The following is a 17,389-nucleotide window of genomic DNA, read 5'->3' on the forward strand; positions in this document are numbered from 1 at the left end:
AACTGGCCGAATATCATGGGTATCCATTAAAAATACGGGTCGATAATGGACCGGAATTTACTGGAAAAACGTTTACTAATTGGGCTAAATTACATGGTATTACTATTGATTATATTGAGCCTGGTAGCCCATATCAAAACGGTTATATTGAACGATTTAACCGAACTTATCGAACCGAGGTGTTAGATTTATATCTTTTTAACAACCTAGAGCAAGCAAGGAGAATGACTGAAGAATGGTTAACCATTTATAATACCGAAAGACCGCATGAGGCACTAAATAATATGACGCCGATTGAATTTAAAACACAAAAACAGGCAGCGTGATTTTCTACGTGAGTTTTGTGCTAAAAATGGGGTATTTACACCTATCGGGCTAGCAGGTAATAACCCGAATTTTTATGCGTATGTGCATGATAGCAATGTTTGGGTGGATCCGTTTGGGTTGGATTTACATCATATTATACCCAATCAGATATTTAAGGAGTTTAGAAAAAATTTCAAAAATGTTAGTGGTTATATACAAAATGTATCTAAAAAAGCAGTGGATGTTAGTAACTTAATTGACTTACCAAAACCATTTCATGGAAATCATCCCGCATATAGTGATTATGTTAGAAAAAAGGTACAACAATTAGTAGATACTGGAAAGTTAGACTTACAAAATATCAAAAAACTACAGGATCATCTGATAGATAAAATAAAAAAAGCTAAAATAAGCGGGAAAAAATTAAATGATTTTTTTAAAGGTGGGTGCAAATAATATAGAGAAAAAAATGAGATATAAAAAATTAGATGTTTCTTATGATCCAGTAATTACTGGAATTAATAACGGTGGAGCACAATTAGAATTAAAAGAAAATAAATCTTTCATCTCTAAAGAGGAAAAAAATAAATTTAACAAATATATTGATGAGAATTTAAATAATAGAGATAGAGTTTTTTTAAAAACTTTCAAATCTATTAATGAGGAACAAATATCTTCAATAAAATATTATCCAACGCGAAAAAAAATAAAAAGAACAGATTTTATAAGCTATTTGCCTTATGAGTTAGGATTAAATTATATAATTTCGGAAAAGGCTTACGATATAATTAAAACGTATAGGATCCCATTATTGTTAAATAAAATTAATATAGATATTGAAGGGTGGGAAAATGATAAATTTTATTTGATAGGTTTCCCGATGATTCCTGATACCGAAATAGATTTAGAGAAATCCATTTTTTATGACACACAAAGAAATGAAAAAGTTAAGTTTAAAAGTTATCAAGATTATAATGAGATAAATTTTAATCTAGTAGCATTGAATCTATTTCTACTTAATAAATATCATTATGATATTATTAATATACAAGGAAAAGGTATGTTTTTTTCAGAAGAACTAATTTATGCATTAAAAGAAAATAATATTATTGGTTTTGAAATTGGAGAAATTATTTTAGAAAATTAGATACATTAGTAAATTGATTCGGCGCCCCAACGACGTTCTAAATTTTGTGTATTTGCTAAGTAAAGTTGACGGTTGATTCTATCTCCAAATTCTGAGGATGTGGAAACGGGGCTTTATTATAATCGGTTCCGTTATTATAATCCTGAAACCGGCTTATATATTAGCCAAGATCCCATAAAACTGGCGGGTAACAACCCGAATTTTTATGCGTATGTGCATGATAGTAATGCTTGGGTGGATCCGTTTGGGTTGATGGAATTATTTAGATCAATGACTAGAGCAGAATATTTTGATATTATTCAGAATGGTTGGAAAGCCGGCGGAGATACTGGAGGTATGGGGGCAAAATGGTTTGCTGAAAGTTTTGACAATGCTGTAGAATGGGGTAAGACTATGGGGCATGGCAGCGATTCAAAATTTTATGTAGTATCTTTTGATGTAGATGATGCAGTAGCAAAAGGTGCATATAAAGTAGATCACCTAGACGGAATAGGTCCCGCGAGAGCTATTGAGGTTGCTGATTTAAATGGAAAGACTGAAGTTAAAAAAGTTAATTCAATTAGAGTAAAATGTAAAAAATGAAATCACTAATTAATTGGGATAAGAATATATTTGATGGAGAAAAAAGACTTTTACCATCAACGAAAGTTTTACATACTCAAATTCATTTACCAGAATTAAAAGAAAGTTGGAGTATTGGTTTTAAATTTAATATTACGCCGAGAGATCAGGGATATAGGACAATAGCAGACGAAGTATTTTTTTTGTCAGAAAAAGCCCCGAAAAAAATATTAAAAGAAGGATTAAAATTTAACTTTATGGATGGTCCTAACATTATTGGAGAATGCATATTGTTTCAAGAAAAACTTGTAGAAATGGAAGATGTAATAGACAGGATTAAATTAGTAGAACAAGAAAAACATGAATTAAAAATGTTTATTACCTCAATAAATAATAGTTCTTTTAGTTATACAACAAATGAACTTGAAGAGTTAATTAAATATAGTTCTGATTACCCATATATTTTTTCTTTTGTATTAAATATTGATAAAAATATAGCCTTAAAATATTTATCAAACAATTATTTAGTAAAACTTAATAATGTTTTAGAATCATCTAATTTGCCTTTATTTTTATTTAATATTGAAAAGTTTTTAGGAAAAGAAGAATTTGATATGTTTATTGAGAAACTTCCTAATGAAATTAAGAAGAATGAAATATTTATAAATTCAATAGAAGAGATTTTATAAAGGGAATAATAGAGTAAATACAATTAAAAACAAACCAACTTTTTAAAGTTATTTTTTAAGAAGATAAGTTTTCCATTCCGTTCCGGCAACCGGGGCAGTATGAGGATGTAGAAACGGGGCTTTATTATAATCGTTTCAGGTATTACGACAGTAATACAGGAACTTATATAAGTCAAGATCCTATAGGATTGGCAGGCGGTATGGCTTTGTATAATTACGTTCATGATGCCAACACTTGGATAGACCCATTTGGATTAACAGGTACATATATGTTTACTGACGGTAAAAGATGGTATATAGGAAAAGGTCCTGTGAATAGAATGTATGCTTCAATGAAACAAAGAGTTGGAGGTAAAGCTAATGTGACTCAAGGAATACACGTTGATTTTGGGGATAACAAAATAGGATTAATGGTAGAAGCAGCAATGATGAGGAAGAAAAATGCAGTAATATCTTTAAATTTTGATAATGCTATTAATTCGCCCGGAGAGAAAATGTTAGTGGACGTATATGAGAATGATAGGGCTTTATATGATGATATTATGAAAAAAGCAGATGACTTTGAAACCAAATTTAATAATCAAAAAGGAATAAAATGTCATTAGACAAAAAAATACGAGAAAATTTAGATGGAAAGTATCTAACAATATATAGTGATTCTTTCAAAGAAGGAATAGAATATGCTTCTGAATTAAAAATTAACCAAGTTCAAATAATTTTGGTATCTGAAAAAGAAGTGGATTTTAAAGAGTTTGAAAAGGTTGGTGATTTTTTAAAAATAATATCCTTTGTAAGCGTAGTAGGTAATATTAAAAATTTAGATTCAATTTATTCATTACAGAGAATTGAAAAACTTTATTTTCAACAAAAGCAAAAATTTAAAATAGATATTTCAAAGTTTCCTAAAATTGAGTATTTGGGTAGCGAATATTGGAAAGGCTTAATAAATATAAATAAAGCACATTCTTTGCAAGGTTTGTTACTTTTAAAATATCCAAATGTAAATCTTAATGAACTATCAGAATTAAAAAAGTTACAAAGACTTCATATTTATAGCTCGAAAATAGAAACGTTAGCAGGAATAGAAAAACTTCCTTTGAAGGATTTATCTCTGGCTCGGAACAACGCTTTAGAAAATATAGGAGCAATAAAAGAACTCAAAAAATTGAAAGAGTTACTCATTGAAAAGTGTAAAAAAATTACTGATTACACTTTAATAGATAGCTTAAAAGAGAAAGTGGATGTAAGAATTATTAAATAACAAAGTCAAAAAATAATAATAAAATGACCCTATCCTAAATTTTGTGTATTTATCCGTTAAAAGTGACGGTTGACCCTGTCACCAAATTCTGAGGATGTAGAAACGGGGCTTTATTATAATCGGTTTCGGTATTATAATCCTGAAACCGGCTTATATATTAGCCAAGATCCCATAAAACTGGCAGGTAATAACCCGAATTTTTATGCGTATGTGCATGATTCGAATACGATGGTTGATGTGTTCGGGCTTAGTGAGTGTGGATCAAATAGTTGGAATAAGTTTCAAAAGCAGCATAAAGGAGTTTTTAAAAATTCGTCAGAAGCATCTAGGGCTTATAATGATTTAAAAGTAAATAAAAGTCCTTGGCCTTATGATTACGCTCCTAAAAAAGAAACATTAAGCCCTGGAGAAAAAATAAGAATGGCTATGAGTGAAGGGCAGCCTTCAAATAGACCAGGAGGTTGGGCAACTACTGATGAGATTCCCGATGTAAATATGGTTAGAGAGAAACTTGCAGTTACTAAAGAGTTTAAAGAAAATATAGCATATGTTCAAGAGTATGAAGTAATAAAAGAACTTCCTGTAAAAACAGGCACTGTTGGTCCTCAAATCGATGGATTAGATGGTACTTATTATCATGGAGGAGGAAATCAAATCCAATTAGATGTGCCACCAGCTGAAAGAATGGATTATCTTAAACCCATTTCAGATTATAAAATAGAATAGATGACATGATTAGTAATTTTAAAATTGATACCTCTGAAAAAAATGTTTCTTGGTATAATAATGGTTTAATAGTATGCAAAAGTTTTGAGAAAAAAATTTTTCAGGCTGTAGAAATTAGATTTTTATCCCAAATATTAATTATAGCAGACTATAGAGAAAAGGGAAAAAATAATATGTTTATATATGATAGAAAAGGTGACTGTATTTCAAATCCGAGTATGCCATCACCTGAGTTTTATGGTATTTACTCTATTTGGTATTTAGAAGGTAATATATTACAGAATGTTGTATTATTAAGTAATGATAATTCAAATTATGAAAAAAAATGTATTTTTAATCTTGAAAATCATAATTTCTCAGAATTTTCATTAACAAAATAAAACCCAAGCCAACTTATAAAAGTTGGCTTTTTTATTTAAGCGTTGAGTTTATCTAAGAGTTACAGTTCGAAACGAAAAAAATGAAATCTACCAATTCATTAGAAATCCCAGGGGCGATATCAACCGGGAAATTGCTTTTGACCGCACGGCTACCGATTATATACGAGACCGAGCGGGAAAAATCATTAAAAGTAACAAAAGTGGAGGAACTTGGACTTTATACGAATACGATCTTAAAGGAAACATCATTCGGCAAGAATATTCGGATGGAACTTGGGAAACGTTCGAATACAATAAAAACGGACAACTTGTTGAAGCCCGCAATCAAGATAATTGTGTAAAACTGCTAAGAGACTGCGTCGGACGTGTTATTGAAGAAATACAAAGCAGCGGTTTACCGGGAGATAAGGGACAGCGGGTTAGCAGCTCCTACGATGATAAAGGCCATCGAACGCAGCTGAAAAGTTCACCGGGGGCATACATACGCAATACTTTTGATGATCAAGGAAATTTGCTTACTCTTACTGCCGATATAGAAGCGGAAGAAACCGGCGCCCAATGGAAAGCTCAAATAACTCGTAACGGGCTCGGGCAAGAAATAGAAAAACAGCTCAACGGGCGCATCAAACTTACCACCGCCTACGACAAACAGGGACGGATTATTTCTCATCAAGTGTATCAAGGCCGTAAAGAAACTTATAATCGACAATATAACTGGAGCCCGGGACATCAACTTAAAAACATCCTCAACGGATTAACCAAGGGTAAAACTGAATTTACTTATGATTCCTTCGGAAGTTTAGCCGCTGCTTGTTACCAAGATGGAAGCTACGATTACAAACTTCCCGACGAAGTGGGAAACCTCTATTCTGATCCCCATCAATCCGACACCGTATACGGCGCGTCGGGTAAAATTTTAAAGGATAAAAAATGGAATTACATTTACGACCCATCGGGAAATCTTATTTTAAAAACCTCTCGTAAAGTGCCCCTCCCTCCTGCGTTGGCCCACACCCGGTTAAAAAATTCTCCTTTTGCTCTTGACTCGCCCACCACTCCCAAAGGTTTCTGGATAGAAGATTTAGATGACAATGATTTTGACCGCAAGGCCGAAATACGGCGATATTCTAAGTCTGAACTTAAACAATACGACCAAATACGAAAAAACAGAACGCTGGAAAATGCTGAACCGCCACAATGGCAGCGGGGTGATTGGGAATATCAATGGCAAGGAAACGGCATGCTCAAAGCGGTGCGCAACCCACAAGGGGAATGGATTCGCTTTGAATACGACGCTTTAGGAAGAAGAACAGCAAAAATTGTCCACACCAAGATTTATCGCTATCTTTGGGATGGCAATGTTTTATTGCATGAATGGCATTATCAGCATGCACGGCGTCCTAAGGCCATTACTGACGAGCTGGGAATGCTTATGTTGGACCGACCCGAACCGGTCGAAAACCTGACCACTTGGGTTTATGAGGAAGGAAGTTTAGTACCCACCGCTAAGCTATGCGAAGGCAAATCCTACTCGATTGTATCGGACTATTTGGGCCGACCGGCTCAGGCCTATGATGATAAAGGAGAACTGGTTTGGCAGGTGGAGTTTGACATCTATGGCAGAATACGGGAAGATACCTTTAACAATCAGCCGTTTATTCCATTCAGGCAACTGGGGCAGTATGAGGATGTAGAAACAGGGCTTTATTATAATCGTTTCAGGTATTACGACAGTAATACAGGAACTTATATAAGCCAAGACCCCATAAAACTGGCAGGTAATAACCCGAATTTTTATGCGTATGTGCATGATAGCAATGTTTGGGTGGATCCGTTTGGGTTGATGGCTAAAGGAGGGGAAGATACCTCTTATTATCGATGGTTATCAGAAGCAGATGCTGCAAATATTAAAGCAGGAACAGGAATTCAACCTAGAGGAACGGGCACTGGTTCTGGTAAAATATTAGAACATGTTCAAGGTAAAACTGATACTGGATATATTTCTATGAGTAAGGGTAAACTTGATGCAACTTATGATGGTGGTTTTGGGGCTGTGAGAATAAATCCTGATAAAGTTCCTAGTGTAGTTCAGCATGAAAACGTTATTCAAGCTGTTAAAAAAGATCCATTAGCATTAAGAAATGCTACTAGAGCAAATGAGGTTTTATCTAAAGGGGCTATTCTTCAAGACGCTATAGAAGTATTAGATGATTCTGAAATAGCTAAAATAACAAAATGTAAATAATTGTATGTCTCATATTAGGTTTTTCTATTCGACAAAAGGATTATTAAACTCATTAAAAAGTGAGTTTTATGAGGGGTCCAGTAAAGATTTATATGAAAAAAAGAATATTTTGCAATTAAGCTTTTGTTTAGATCATCCATTAGAATCATTAAAAGATAAATCTTTAGATTATTTTATTCAATCCTGTCACAAATATGAAAAAGCAAAAGAATTTTCATCTTTAGATTACTTTGATTTATTAGATGCTTTATTTTTTCTTGTGGCTTCTAATTATAATTTTAAAACTGAAAATAAAATATTATTTGCCTCTTTAAATTTATTAATTAATAAAATTAAAATCGATGATGATGATGAATTAAAAAACTATTCAAAAGTATACTTATTAATTTTGGCAGATTATTTATTAAATAATAATTTTAATAAAAATATCATATTGGGTAATAAAAACATATTAGAAAATCTTTTTGATCAATTTAAAGGAATAATAGATGCTGATTATCAAATGTTATATGATATTGTTACTATGGATTTAGTCAATATTAATAGAATGAAATCATTATATTTGAATGATAATCAAAAACCTAAGACTATTGGTTATCAGGATTTTAGCAATATGTATGCAACTATAGGAAAAATCAGATTTTGGAAAATGCTAGGTTTAGATATAAATGATGATATTATTAATCAAAAATTTGTAGATGAATTCAATAAAAGTTTTAGTTTTTTTTATTTTTAAGGAAAATATTTATTTTGTGTATTAAATTAAGAAATTTAATTATGAGTAACTCAAAATAAACCAATAAAAACCTTGCAGATACATCCAACGTAAATATTTACCATTATTCATACTATTATTATTACTTATTACAGCATGTAACAAACACAAAAACGAACAAGCAATCCCCTTTTCCCACCACGTGGGGAATAGCTTGCTTATAAGCGATAAAGACGCATTGACTAAATTGAGTAATATTGATACAGGAAAAAATAGTAAAATAGAAAATTGTTATTTGAAATAATATAAATCAAGAGCTAGGTTATAATACAATAGATCCTAGTATTACGACAGTAATACAGGAACTTATATAAGTCAAGACCCTATCGGGTTAGCAGGTAACAACCCGAATTTTTATGCGTATGTGCATGATTCGAATACGATGGTTGATGTGTTCGGGCTTAGTGAGTGTGGATTTAAAGATGTCAATAAAAAGATACAAAATATTTTAAAAGATTTTGAAGATAAAATTAAGAAATTAGATCCTAATGCTCAAATAGGTTTTAGAGGTTCTGCTGCAACGGGTGTAAAAGGTCCTCATAAAGGAAATGTACCTTTTGATCCCCAAAATTTTGATATTGATGTTTTTGTTGTTAGCGATAAATTATATGATTCAGATGTGTTTTCTAAAAATGATTGGTGGAGAGGAATGAGAAAAACTGGAGCAGGCGATATTGTTAACAAAATGGAACAAGCGTTTATTGATAGTTTTTCTGGATATAGATTTGATCCTAAAAAACCTATGGATATAAGGATATTTAAATCAGGGAAAATAGGAAGTTTAATAGATGAAGGTGCAAATATTTTATAAGTATAATATTAAAGTAATCAATAAAAATGAAATATTTTAAAGGTGAAGTGATTTTTAAATATTCTGAAAAGGATATTATTAAAGTAGGTAATATATTATCTAAGTTAATTTTTGATAAAGAAGGAATGTTTTACGGGTTAGCTAATTACTTACGTGATGAAGTTCCTTTTATCTATACAGATAATATATTAGGTTTTTATTTTGGAATTATGCAAAATCCAGAGGAGTTAGATTTGTTTAGTTTAGAGATAAACGATGTACTTTATAAGGGTAATGCTCAGTATATAATAGATATGACGGATAGATTAAAATTTGTTATAAAACAATCTCCAGAATTTGAAATAATAGAGGATTAGAGAAAATAACTTGTAAGAAATAATCGTTTCCGATATTACGACAGTAATACAGGAACTTATATAAGTCAAGACCCTATCGGGCTAGCAGGTATTAACCCGAATTTTTATGCGTATACGTTTGACTCTAATTCGGAAGTTGACCCGTTTGGGTTGATGGCTCAAGCAGGATCTGGTAAACCTTTTCAAGTAGGAATACATGAAGATTTAATTAAAATTAATCAAGGAACGGGATTGGATTCGCATCATGTAGGACAAAAAGCAATAATGAAAAAATTTATTCCTGGATATGATCCAATGAAAGCGCCTGCTATTCTTGTCCCTTCAATAGGGCATACAGAGAAAGGGGTTGTTGGAATAGTATCTAGAAATATTAAAGGAATTAATTCAGCAAGAGATTTATTAGCTAGAGACATTAGGGAACTTAAAAGAGTATATCCAGATATTCCAAATTCAAAGCTAAAAGAACTTATAGAGCTTAACAAGAAAATGTATCCTGAAGCGTTTAAAAAACCTGAAATAAAATGTAAATAAATATGAATGATATAAAATTTGTAGATAATATTATTAATGAAGTTATAAAAGGTAAATCTTCATATTATATAGATACCCTTAAATCTCTTAATAATAAAGAAATTAAAGACACTGACTGGTTAAAAATTAAAAAGTTATATGATAGTTTAAATAACTCTCAAAAAGAAGAGCTTAAATCTCTTATTAACTTGATAACAGTTAATACTGTTAGTAGTATTTTTTCAAAATTAGATAATATTTCATCTTTTGCTAACCAAGAAGGTTTATTTGAATTACGTTCTAATGGTAAAATTATAAATGGTGATTTACTAGACCTTTTTTGGGAGAGGTTAGAGGAAAAATAAAATAAACCAGTTAACCATTAAGATTGGTTTTGAATATAAGATAAAGAACAAGAAGGACTTTATTATAATCGGTTTCGATATTATAACCCTGAAACCGGCTTATATATTAGCCAAGATCCCATAAAACTGGCGGGGAACAACCCGAATTTTTATGCGTATGTGCATGATAGTAATGCTTGGGTGGATCCGTTTGGGTTGATGGCTGATAAAAAAACTTCTTATAATGGTGTCAGTCGTAGAGATGCTTTTAGACAAGCCAAAAGAGATGCAAGAATCCCCATGAGTCAACAACCTAGTAATATTTATAAAAGGCCTTTAAAGGATGGTTCAGGAGGGTATGTAAGAAACTCTAATGGTTCCATTGTAGAAACAAGAAATTATGAATTTAAAGGTAAAAATAATGAAATTATTACGATCCAAGAACATAGTTTAGGACATACAAAAGCAACTCCAGGGCATGGGGCTGAACCTCATTTCAATGTAAGAGATGCTAACTTAAATACGGGACATGTTGAGGGTACTCATGGACATTATAATTTTCCTAAAAAATGTAAATAATATAGAATCATGAATATAATAGATATTATTATTAATAATCACTTCTTGAAACAACTTTATCCTCATGGAATTCATAATGTTTCAATTGTATATTTTTCTACCGATCTAGATAATTATACTTTAAAAATCAGAACTAATGTAAGACCAGCAATAGAAGTTGAAAAATGGGGAGTTTGGCAGAAGGATTATGATGTTGTTGAAATAGAACTAGGTAGTAATCTTATAAAAAAAGTAGAATGCTTAAATTGGCTTAATAATAAAAAAGAAATTTGTAATGTGGATATCCAAATTAAGGAAAAAGATTTTCAATTAATTAAATTTGATAGTAAAGATAAAGATTGGTATTTATATATTGAAATATTAAATAGTTTGCTATTTCAACGTTGCAAGGTCTATATAAAAGAAGAGGAAGATTATAATCCTCTTTAAACTTTATTTACTATTGTATAACTTTTAGGTCTAATAAAAAATACATACAAGATCTAGAGATGGAGTGGGTATAGTATCCAGAAATACTAAAGGAATTAATTCAGCTAGAGATTTATTAGCTAGAGATATCAAAGAATTAAGAAAAGTATATCCAGATATACCTAGTGAAAAATTAAAAGAACTTATAGAACTTAACAAGAAAATGTATCCCGAAGCATTTAAAAAAACAAAATGTAAATAATTATGAATGATCAAGAATTTATTGAAAATTTAAAAAAAGAAATATTAAATGAGGCCTATAATTACTATTTTGATTCTTTAAAAAAGAGTTTAAATGGAACAGATAAATCTTGGCTAGATAGTAAAGAATTATATAATAGTTTAGATGATAAACAAAAGGAAAGGTTAAAATCTTTTATTCGTTTAGTGATGATTGATACAATTTCCAGTATACTAGGAAAATTGGATAATATATCTTCATTTTCTAATCAAAAGGGATTATTTGAGTTACGTTTAAATGATAAAGTAATAAGCGGTGATTTACAAGATATATTTTTAGAACAAATGGAGAATGAAAATTGATGAGATAAATTCGGCAATTTATATTCCATATCGTTCCGGCAACTAGGGCAATATGAGGATGTAGAAACAGGGCTTTATTATAATCGTTTCAGGTATTATAATCCTGAAACCGGCTTGTATATTAGCCAAGATCCGATAAAACTAGCAGGTAACAACCCGAATTTTTATGCGTATACGTTTGATTCCAATTCGGAAGTTGACCCGTTTGGGTTAGACATAATTGAAGAAGCATGGAAAGTAGTTACTCAAAATATAAATAATTCTAAAACAACTACAGTTTTAGGACATTTCCCTAATAAGAATAAGGGAGAAATTTTTGAATCATATATTGAAAAAGCAATAAGAAAAAAAGCTAATTATTTTAATATAGGTGATATGTGGAATGAGGTTTCAAAAGTAACAGACCCTTGGGTTTTAAACGAGCGATTTTTAGATGTTATTACAGAGAGAGGAGATAAAATACTATTAAATGTTCCTAAAAATAAAATAAGACCAGATTCTTATTTAGAAAAAGAAATTAAATATTTAGAAGAAAATGGGTATAAATGGATAAATCAATGGGCTTTAGTGAAAAAATGCAAATGATAGTTTAAATATAAACAATGAATAGTCTACTAGAAAAAATACATGCAGAGTATAAGGTATTATATGAAAATGGATTTAAAGATGCAGCATTTGAGAATAATGGTTCTTTGTTCTCATCAGTGAACTGCATAAATCAAAAAACAGGTTTTATTTTTAATTTTACAGTTGAAAAAGGAATGTTATCTATTTCTTTATCTACAGAGGATATTTTGACTGATAAAAGTATTAATAAATATGATAAATATTTTGATGTATTCTACTTAGTAAAATTATTAAATCCATCTATTAATTTTAATGAGATAACTCCCTCAATTTACTCTAGTTTCATACATGATAATTTTAATAAATTGCTTTTATTATTTGATAAGAAAAATATATGTAAAACAATAAAAGAGGTTAATGAAATATCAAAAAAATATAATAAATTAAGATGGAAATAGAAAAGGGATAATAACAGCATTTTAAAGGATAGAATAATTGAAGTTATTGATTAAAAAATATAAAAAATTGCTGCTTTTGCTTTTATAAATAGGATAATATTGTTCAGGTAATTAGGACAGTATGAAGACCAAGAACTAGGCGGGCTTTATTATAATCGTTTCAGGTATTACGACAGTAATACAGGAACTTATATAAGCCAAGACCCTATCGGGTTAGCAGGTAACAACCCGAATTTTTATGCGTATGTGCATGATTCGAATACGATGGTTGATGTGTTCGGGTTGATGTTAATGTTACCATCTCCAACGAATTCAAACCCTTGGATGCCTGGAACAAAAATTGAATCTATCATTGTTCCTAAGGGTGGTATGATAGTAAATATGGCTATGGCTCCTGGACAGATAAAACCAGGGGGATGGGGAACATTAGACCATATAAAAGATGTAAGTTATGTGAGAAATCAACTAGCTGTTACCCCTGAATTTAAACCAGAGGTTTCTCATGTTCAAAAATTTTTAATCCCAGAAGGGACTAGAGTTCAGATAGGTACAGTTGGTCCACAAACTTATAATAAAGTAACTTATGAAGGAGGAGGAAATCAAGTGCAAATACTTAATTATGAAGATCGAGCTAAATTAATACCTATTGGAGAACCTAAAAAAATAACTTGTCCATAAAAAATAATGAAAATAACAAAATTTAAATTAATAGATTCTCTAGGGAGCTATGATAAATCAAAAAATATAGATAGATTAAGTATATATGATCTTTTATCTGAAGGTGTTTCTTGGACTTATAATGGAAAAAATTATCAATTGGTAAATGAAAAAAAAATTATAGCTATATTATTAAAAGGCGAAGAAGAAATAGGAATTGTAGAAGCACCTTTTAACTTTAAGGAAAATAAAGCATATATCATCAATGGTGATAAAAGTATAAAATGGAATATTTTAAAATTAATAAAAAATAAATATGAAAATTTATTTATAAATAATAATATTGCTGTATCTGACTTATACTATATTACAAATACTCTTTATTTTTCAATCATTATTAATAATGAAGACTATAGGTTCTCATTTGATCCTATGAATGGAGATATTGGTAATTTAATAGTATCTCGTTAATAAAAATAAACAACACCAACCATTCAGGTTGGTTTTTTATTATGAAGATAAGTTCCGGCAATTAGGGCAGTATGAAGACCAAGAACTAGATGGACTTTATTATAATCGTTTCAGGTATTACGACAGTAATACAGGAACTTATATTAGCCAAGATCCGATAAGGTTAGCAGGTAATAACCCGAATTTTTATGCGTATACGTTTGATTCCAATTCGGAAGTTGATGTATTTGGACTACATTTAAATTCAAATAGTGCAGTGGGGAATTTTGGCATATACGAAATAAAAATCGATGGAGAATTATATAAAATTGGTAAAGCTGATTTAGCCCGTATTACACAAAGTAGTGGAAATCCTACTCGACTACATCAACAGTTGAGAAAATTACAAGAAATTCATCCTGATAAAGTTATTTCAGGAGAAGTAGTGCAAAAAGGATTAAAAACAACGTTAGAAGCAAAGTCAATAGAAACTGCAAGACTGCAAGCGCATTTCGACACAACTGGTGAGGTGCCTGAAGGTAATAAGAAAAGTTTTAAACCTAAAACAGATTGTAAATAATATGAAATTTAGAATTGGTGCAATATTTTCTCAAGTGGGCATATCTTTTAAAGTTTCCCATAAAGTTATTAAATTGATATGGAGTGATTTAGAAGAAAGAGTACCCTTATCAGAAGAATATGAAAAAAAATTTAGAGATTATACTTTAGTGTTTTTATATTCAGCAAGAGAACAAAATGATTTTTTGGTAAAGGGGCCAACTATATCTAAGCGATATAAAGTAATAGAGTATGTAATTTATATGCCATTCAAAGAAATTCAATCAGATGAGGAAATTTATAATGTATTTCTCATGTGTATGGAAAAAGGGGTAAGAGAAGTTTTTAGAAAATACAATATTAATCAAAATGAGCTTAAAGATATTTTTTATAATGTTCGAAAGAAAGTGATAGGTAATATTGAATATTCAAATTTATAAAACATAAAAATAGTTTCGGTTGGAAAAGTAAAATCAATAAATAAAATCATATTTTATAAAAATCTTACAGATATATGTATCTAAGAAGGAAGTTTAGTCCCCACCGCAAAGCTATGCGAAGGCAAGTCCTACTCGATTGTATCGGACTATTTGGGCCGACCCGCTTAGGCCTATGATGACAAAGGGGAACTGGTTTGGCAGGTGGAATTTGACATCTATGGCAGAATACGGGAAGATACTTTTAACAATCAGCCGTTTATTCCGTTCAGGCAACTGGGGCAGTATGAAGATGTAGAAACGGGGCTTTATTATAATCGGTTTAGGTATTATAATCCTGAAACCGGCTTATATATTAGCCAAGATCCCATAAAACTGGCAGGGAACAACCCGAATTTTTATGCGTATGTGCATGATAGTAATGCTTGGGTGGATCCGTTTGGATTATGGACTTATTATCAACTAAAAGATTCTAATGGTAACGTAGTATATCATGGTATCACAGACCGGACTATAGAAGCGCGTTTGAGAGAACATATTAGTGATGGAAAGTTGTTTAATCAAGTTAGTTATGTAGATAATTTAACAACAAGAGTTGATGCTAGAAATCTGGAAGGTTCTGCACTTTTCCATGATAGAAATAAAAATTTATTAAATTCTCCAAGGCCTGTTTCAGAAGGATATTACCATAGTTATAATCCTGATAATCTAGCAGAAGGAAGGACTTTTTTAAGTCAGGCTGATATTGATCAGAAAATGAAAACAGGAAAGACTGTAGATGTAGGTAGTAAAGGTAAAATTAAATGTCATTGAAAAAGATGAATGATAAAACAAGACAAAAGTTTGATATAAATTTTAAAAAAATAGAATATTTAATTGAGCATATTAGTGAATTAAAACAAAATGAAGTTTTAGAACTTTCAAAGCTTATTAATTTAGAATCTGTTAGCGAGTTCACTTCATATAGAAAGGAGCATTATGCTACCTCTATTTTTTTACATAAGATAATAAATATATCTAAAGAGTATAAAAACAATGCTATGATTCTTAGAAATATTATATCGGCAGTTGGTTTTATATGTACAAGGTATTCTTTTTATGATGATTTAGGATTTAATTTTATTGTATATAATATTAAAAATGAGAATAATATCGTAAGAATGGCTATAGTTAAAAATATATATAAATTTCCTCAATTTAAAGAATGGGATTATAAATGGAATTATTTATTATCTGTTCCTCAAATATCACCTAAAAATGAATCTATAGAATATTTTTATAGAGCTATCAGTTTATGTATTGATATAGTTCCTGAAAATATGAAAGAACAAATAATAAAAATATTTTATGGTTATTTAGAAAAAAATAATATTAACGATTATCAAAAAAAAGATTATTTATCATTGATAAAATCCATTAGTGAATAGAATTTGAATCAAAAATAAGCCTATATTTTATAAAAAAAACAAACAATCCCCCTTTCCCCACCACGTGGGGAATAGCTTGCTTATAAGCGATAAAGACGCATTGACTAAATTGAGTAATATTGATACAGGAAAAATAGTAAAATAGAAAATTGTTATTTGAAATAATATAAATCAAGAGCTAGGTTATAATACAATAGATCCTAGTATTACGATAGTAATACAGGAACTTATATAAGCCAAGATCCTATCGGGCTAGCAGGTAATAACCCGAATTTTTATGCGTATGTGCATGATTCCAATTCAGAAGTTGACCCGTTTGGTCTTAGTAAAAGAGAATGTGGGATGGATAAGATGCCCGATCCTTATAAAGGAGTGAAAGAGGCGTCTAAGATGATGAAAGAGTTAGGACTACCTAGAAATATAAGAAAACAGGTTTTACAATCATTTGAAAGTGAAAATATAATCATCAGAAAAGCTACAGCTAATGAATTTGGTTTAAGGTATCATGATAATGGAAAAAACGCGTGGCCAAAGGGTAGATACTTATTTGAAACTTTTCCTGCTACTAGAAGTGAATTAGCAATAAAAATGGATTGGAACGAAATGACTGATATTAGTCAATTTAAAATTAAACAAGGTACTACTATTTTTGAAGGTAGGGCTTCTTCGCAAGGTTTAGGTTTACCTGGTGGGAAAGTTCAAAAATACATTTTAGATTCGCCAGATACTGCATTGCTTGATATTAATTAAGATTTAAAGAATGAAAAATTTATTATTAAAAATAGAAAATATAAAAGAAAGTATTTTAGATAATGATATTAAAATAAGTGAAAATCAGAAATGTGTTATTAATAAATATTTAGATAATGTAAAAAATAATATTTTATCAGATCAATATATTGATTTACCTGCAGGCGATAAAATACAGTATTTTATTATTGATTCTTGGGATTATACTAATAGTTTAACAAATGAATTATTGTATATTATTCAATATTATAAAAAGCTTATAAAAAAACATGAAAAACCCAAATAAAAAATTTATAAATCACTTGGGTTTATGAGGAAGGAAGTTTAGTCCCCACCGCAAAGCTATGCGAAGGCAAGTCCTACTCGATTGTATCGGACTATTTG

28 protein-coding genes and 3 pseudogenes are annotated in these 17,389 nt (G+C 30.3%); all 31 read left to right on the top strand.

From position 1 onward, the window contains the following. On the top strand, positions 1-326 hold a 326-nt coding region (locus tag GQ590_RS10850), incomplete at its 5' end, for an integrase core domain-containing protein (protein WP_160422600.1). Next, on the top strand, positions 295-762 hold the full coding sequence (locus tag GQ590_RS10855) for an AHH domain-containing protein (RefSeq protein WP_160408379.1): 468 nt from the start codon (positions 295-297) through the stop codon (positions 760-762). The genes GQ590_RS10850 and GQ590_RS10855, both read left to right, overlap by 32 nt. Further along, positions 749-1,453 (top strand): hypothetical protein, encoded by a 705-nt coding sequence (locus GQ590_RS10860; RefSeq protein ID WP_160422602.1) that lies wholly within the window; start codon positions 749-751, stop codon positions 1,451-1,453. Before GQ590_RS10855 ends, GQ590_RS10860 begins: the two co-directional genes overlap by 14 nt. Before the next feature lie 99 nt (positions 1,454-1,552). Continuing rightward, positions 1,553-2,035: an RHS repeat-associated core domain-containing protein gene (locus GQ590_RS10865; protein ID WP_368669181.1), complete on the top strand. Its 483-nt coding sequence runs from the start codon at positions 1,553-1,555 to the stop codon at positions 2,033-2,035. Then, entirely contained in the window at positions 2,032-2,703 is a 672-nt protein-coding gene (locus GQ590_RS10870) for a hypothetical protein (protein WP_160408373.1), read from the top strand. The genes GQ590_RS10865 and GQ590_RS10870 overlap by 4 nt, the downstream gene beginning before the upstream one ends. Positions 2,704-2,777: 74 nt before the next feature. Beyond that, entirely contained in the window at positions 2,778-3,308 is a 531-nt protein-coding gene (locus GQ590_RS10875) for an RHS repeat-associated core domain-containing protein (RefSeq protein WP_160408421.1), read from the top strand. Continuing rightward, a complete protein-coding gene (locus GQ590_RS10880) occupies positions 3,299-3,964 on the top strand; it encodes a hypothetical protein (protein ID WP_160408371.1) in 666 nt (221 codons plus the stop codon). The genes GQ590_RS10875 and GQ590_RS10880 overlap by 10 nt, the downstream gene beginning before the upstream one ends. Before the next feature lie 69 nt (positions 3,965-4,033). Beyond that, the gene (locus GQ590_RS12375; RefSeq protein ID WP_202112981.1) at positions 4,034-4,690 is read left to right on the top strand and encodes an RHS repeat-associated core domain-containing protein; all 657 of its coding nucleotides are present in this window, start codon (positions 4,034-4,036) and stop codon (positions 4,688-4,690) included. 5 nt (positions 4,691-4,695) lie between these two features. Continuing rightward, positions 4,696-5,070 (top strand): hypothetical protein, encoded by a 375-nt coding sequence (locus tag GQ590_RS10890; protein WP_160408369.1) that lies wholly within the window; start codon positions 4,696-4,698, stop codon positions 5,068-5,070. A gap of 511 nt (positions 5,071-5,581) precedes the next feature. Further along, positions 5,582-7,315: an RHS repeat domain-containing protein gene (locus GQ590_RS12770; protein ID WP_160408367.1), complete on the top strand. Its 1,734-nt coding sequence runs from the start codon at positions 5,582-5,584 to the stop codon at positions 7,313-7,315. Between the two features lie 4 nt (positions 7,316-7,319). After that, positions 7,320-8,051 carry a hypothetical protein gene (locus GQ590_RS10900; protein WP_160408365.1) on the top strand — a complete coding sequence of 244 codons (732 nt, stop codon included), beginning with the start codon at positions 7,320-7,322 and terminating at the stop codon, positions 8,049-8,051. 403 nt (positions 8,052-8,454) lie between these two features. Then, the gene (locus GQ590_RS12380; RefSeq protein WP_202112982.1) at positions 8,455-8,901 is read left to right on the top strand and encodes a hypothetical protein; all 447 of its coding nucleotides are present in this window, start codon (positions 8,455-8,457) and stop codon (positions 8,899-8,901) included. A 26-nt stretch (positions 8,902-8,927) separates the two neighbouring features. Beyond that, entirely contained in the window at positions 8,928-9,257 is a 330-nt protein-coding gene (locus GQ590_RS10910) for a hypothetical protein (protein WP_160408363.1), read from the top strand. A 30-nt stretch (positions 9,258-9,287) separates the two neighbouring features. Then, a pseudogene (locus tag GQ590_RS12720) lies at positions 9,288-9,398 on the top strand (RHS repeat-associated core domain-containing protein); the annotation flags it as partial. Positions 9,399-9,410: 12 nt separating this feature from the next. Continuing rightward, positions 9,411-9,788: a hypothetical protein gene (locus GQ590_RS10915; protein WP_237397869.1), complete on the top strand. Its 378-nt coding sequence runs from the start codon at positions 9,411-9,413 to the stop codon at positions 9,786-9,788. Between the two features lie 2 nt (positions 9,789-9,790). Beyond that, entirely contained in the window at positions 9,791-10,132 is a 342-nt protein-coding gene (locus GQ590_RS10920; protein ID WP_160408361.1) for a hypothetical protein, read from the top strand. Between the two features lie 57 nt (positions 10,133-10,189). After that, positions 10,190-10,318: pseudogene (locus tag GQ590_RS12725) on the top strand (RHS repeat-associated core domain-containing protein); the annotation flags it as partial. Between the two features lie 12 nt (positions 10,319-10,330). Further along, on the top strand, positions 10,331-10,690 hold the full coding sequence (locus GQ590_RS10925) for an HNH/endonuclease VII fold putative polymorphic toxin (protein ID WP_202113545.1): 360 nt from the start codon (positions 10,331-10,333) through the stop codon (positions 10,688-10,690). A 9-nt stretch (positions 10,691-10,699) separates the two neighbouring features. Continuing rightward, complete coding sequence (locus GQ590_RS10930; protein ID WP_160408359.1) at positions 10,700-11,119, top strand: hypothetical protein; 420 nt, start codon at positions 10,700-10,702, stop codon at positions 11,117-11,119. 64 nt (positions 11,120-11,183) lie between these two features. Then, positions 11,184-11,360 (top strand): hypothetical protein, encoded by a 177-nt coding sequence (locus GQ590_RS12390; protein WP_202112984.1) that lies wholly within the window; start codon positions 11,184-11,186, stop codon positions 11,358-11,360. A gap of 2 nt (positions 11,361-11,362) precedes the next feature. Next, the gene (locus GQ590_RS10935; protein ID WP_160408358.1) at positions 11,363-11,701 is read left to right on the top strand and encodes a hypothetical protein; all 339 of its coding nucleotides are present in this window, start codon (positions 11,363-11,365) and stop codon (positions 11,699-11,701) included. A 27-nt stretch (positions 11,702-11,728) separates the two neighbouring features. Then, positions 11,729-12,286, top strand: coding sequence for an RHS repeat-associated core domain-containing protein (locus GQ590_RS12395; protein ID WP_337189581.1), 558 nt, complete (start codon positions 11,729-11,731; stop codon positions 12,284-12,286). A gap of 17 nt (positions 12,287-12,303) precedes the next feature. Further along, positions 12,304-12,726, top strand: a complete 423-nt coding sequence (locus tag GQ590_RS10945) for a hypothetical protein (protein ID WP_160408356.1) — start codon at positions 12,304-12,306, stop codon at positions 12,724-12,726. A gap of 126 nt (positions 12,727-12,852) precedes the next feature. Then, positions 12,853-13,404, top strand: a pseudogene (locus GQ590_RS10950) (RHS repeat-associated core domain-containing protein); the annotation flags it as partial. Between the two features lie 6 nt (positions 13,405-13,410). Next, positions 13,411-13,854 (top strand): hypothetical protein, encoded by a 444-nt coding sequence (locus GQ590_RS10955; protein ID WP_160408354.1) that lies wholly within the window; start codon positions 13,411-13,413, stop codon positions 13,852-13,854. A 28-nt stretch (positions 13,855-13,882) separates the two neighbouring features. Further along, positions 13,883-14,413, top strand: coding sequence for an RHS repeat-associated core domain-containing protein (locus GQ590_RS12730; RefSeq protein WP_160408352.1), 531 nt, complete (start codon positions 13,883-13,885; stop codon positions 14,411-14,413). A 1-nt stretch (position 14,414) separates the two neighbouring features. Next, on the top strand, positions 14,415-14,831 hold the full coding sequence (locus GQ590_RS10965) for a hypothetical protein (RefSeq protein WP_160408351.1): 417 nt from the start codon (positions 14,415-14,417) through the stop codon (positions 14,829-14,831). 201 nt (positions 14,832-15,032) lie between these two features. Beyond that, a complete protein-coding gene (locus tag GQ590_RS10970) occupies positions 15,033-15,641 on the top strand; it encodes an RHS repeat-associated core domain-containing protein (protein WP_337189580.1) in 609 nt (202 codons plus the stop codon). Then, a complete protein-coding gene (locus tag GQ590_RS10975) occupies positions 15,632-16,255 on the top strand; it encodes a hypothetical protein (RefSeq protein WP_160408349.1) in 624 nt (207 codons plus the stop codon). Before GQ590_RS10970 ends, GQ590_RS10975 begins: the two co-directional genes overlap by 10 nt. Before the next feature lie 285 nt (positions 16,256-16,540). Further along, the gene (locus GQ590_RS12400) at positions 16,541-17,005 is read left to right on the top strand and encodes a hypothetical protein (RefSeq protein WP_202112985.1); all 465 of its coding nucleotides are present in this window, start codon (positions 16,541-16,543) and stop codon (positions 17,003-17,005) included. A gap of 10 nt (positions 17,006-17,015) precedes the next feature. After that, positions 17,016-17,291 carry a hypothetical protein gene (locus GQ590_RS10980; protein ID WP_160408347.1) on the top strand — a complete coding sequence of 92 codons (276 nt, stop codon included), beginning with the start codon at positions 17,016-17,018 and terminating at the stop codon, positions 17,289-17,291. Positions 17,292-17,389: the final 98 nt, after the last annotated feature.

It is taken from the genome of Gilliamella sp. Lep-s35 (assembly GCF_009795845.1).
Lineage (GTDB): Bacteria > Pseudomonadota > Gammaproteobacteria > Enterobacterales > Orbaceae > Gilliamella.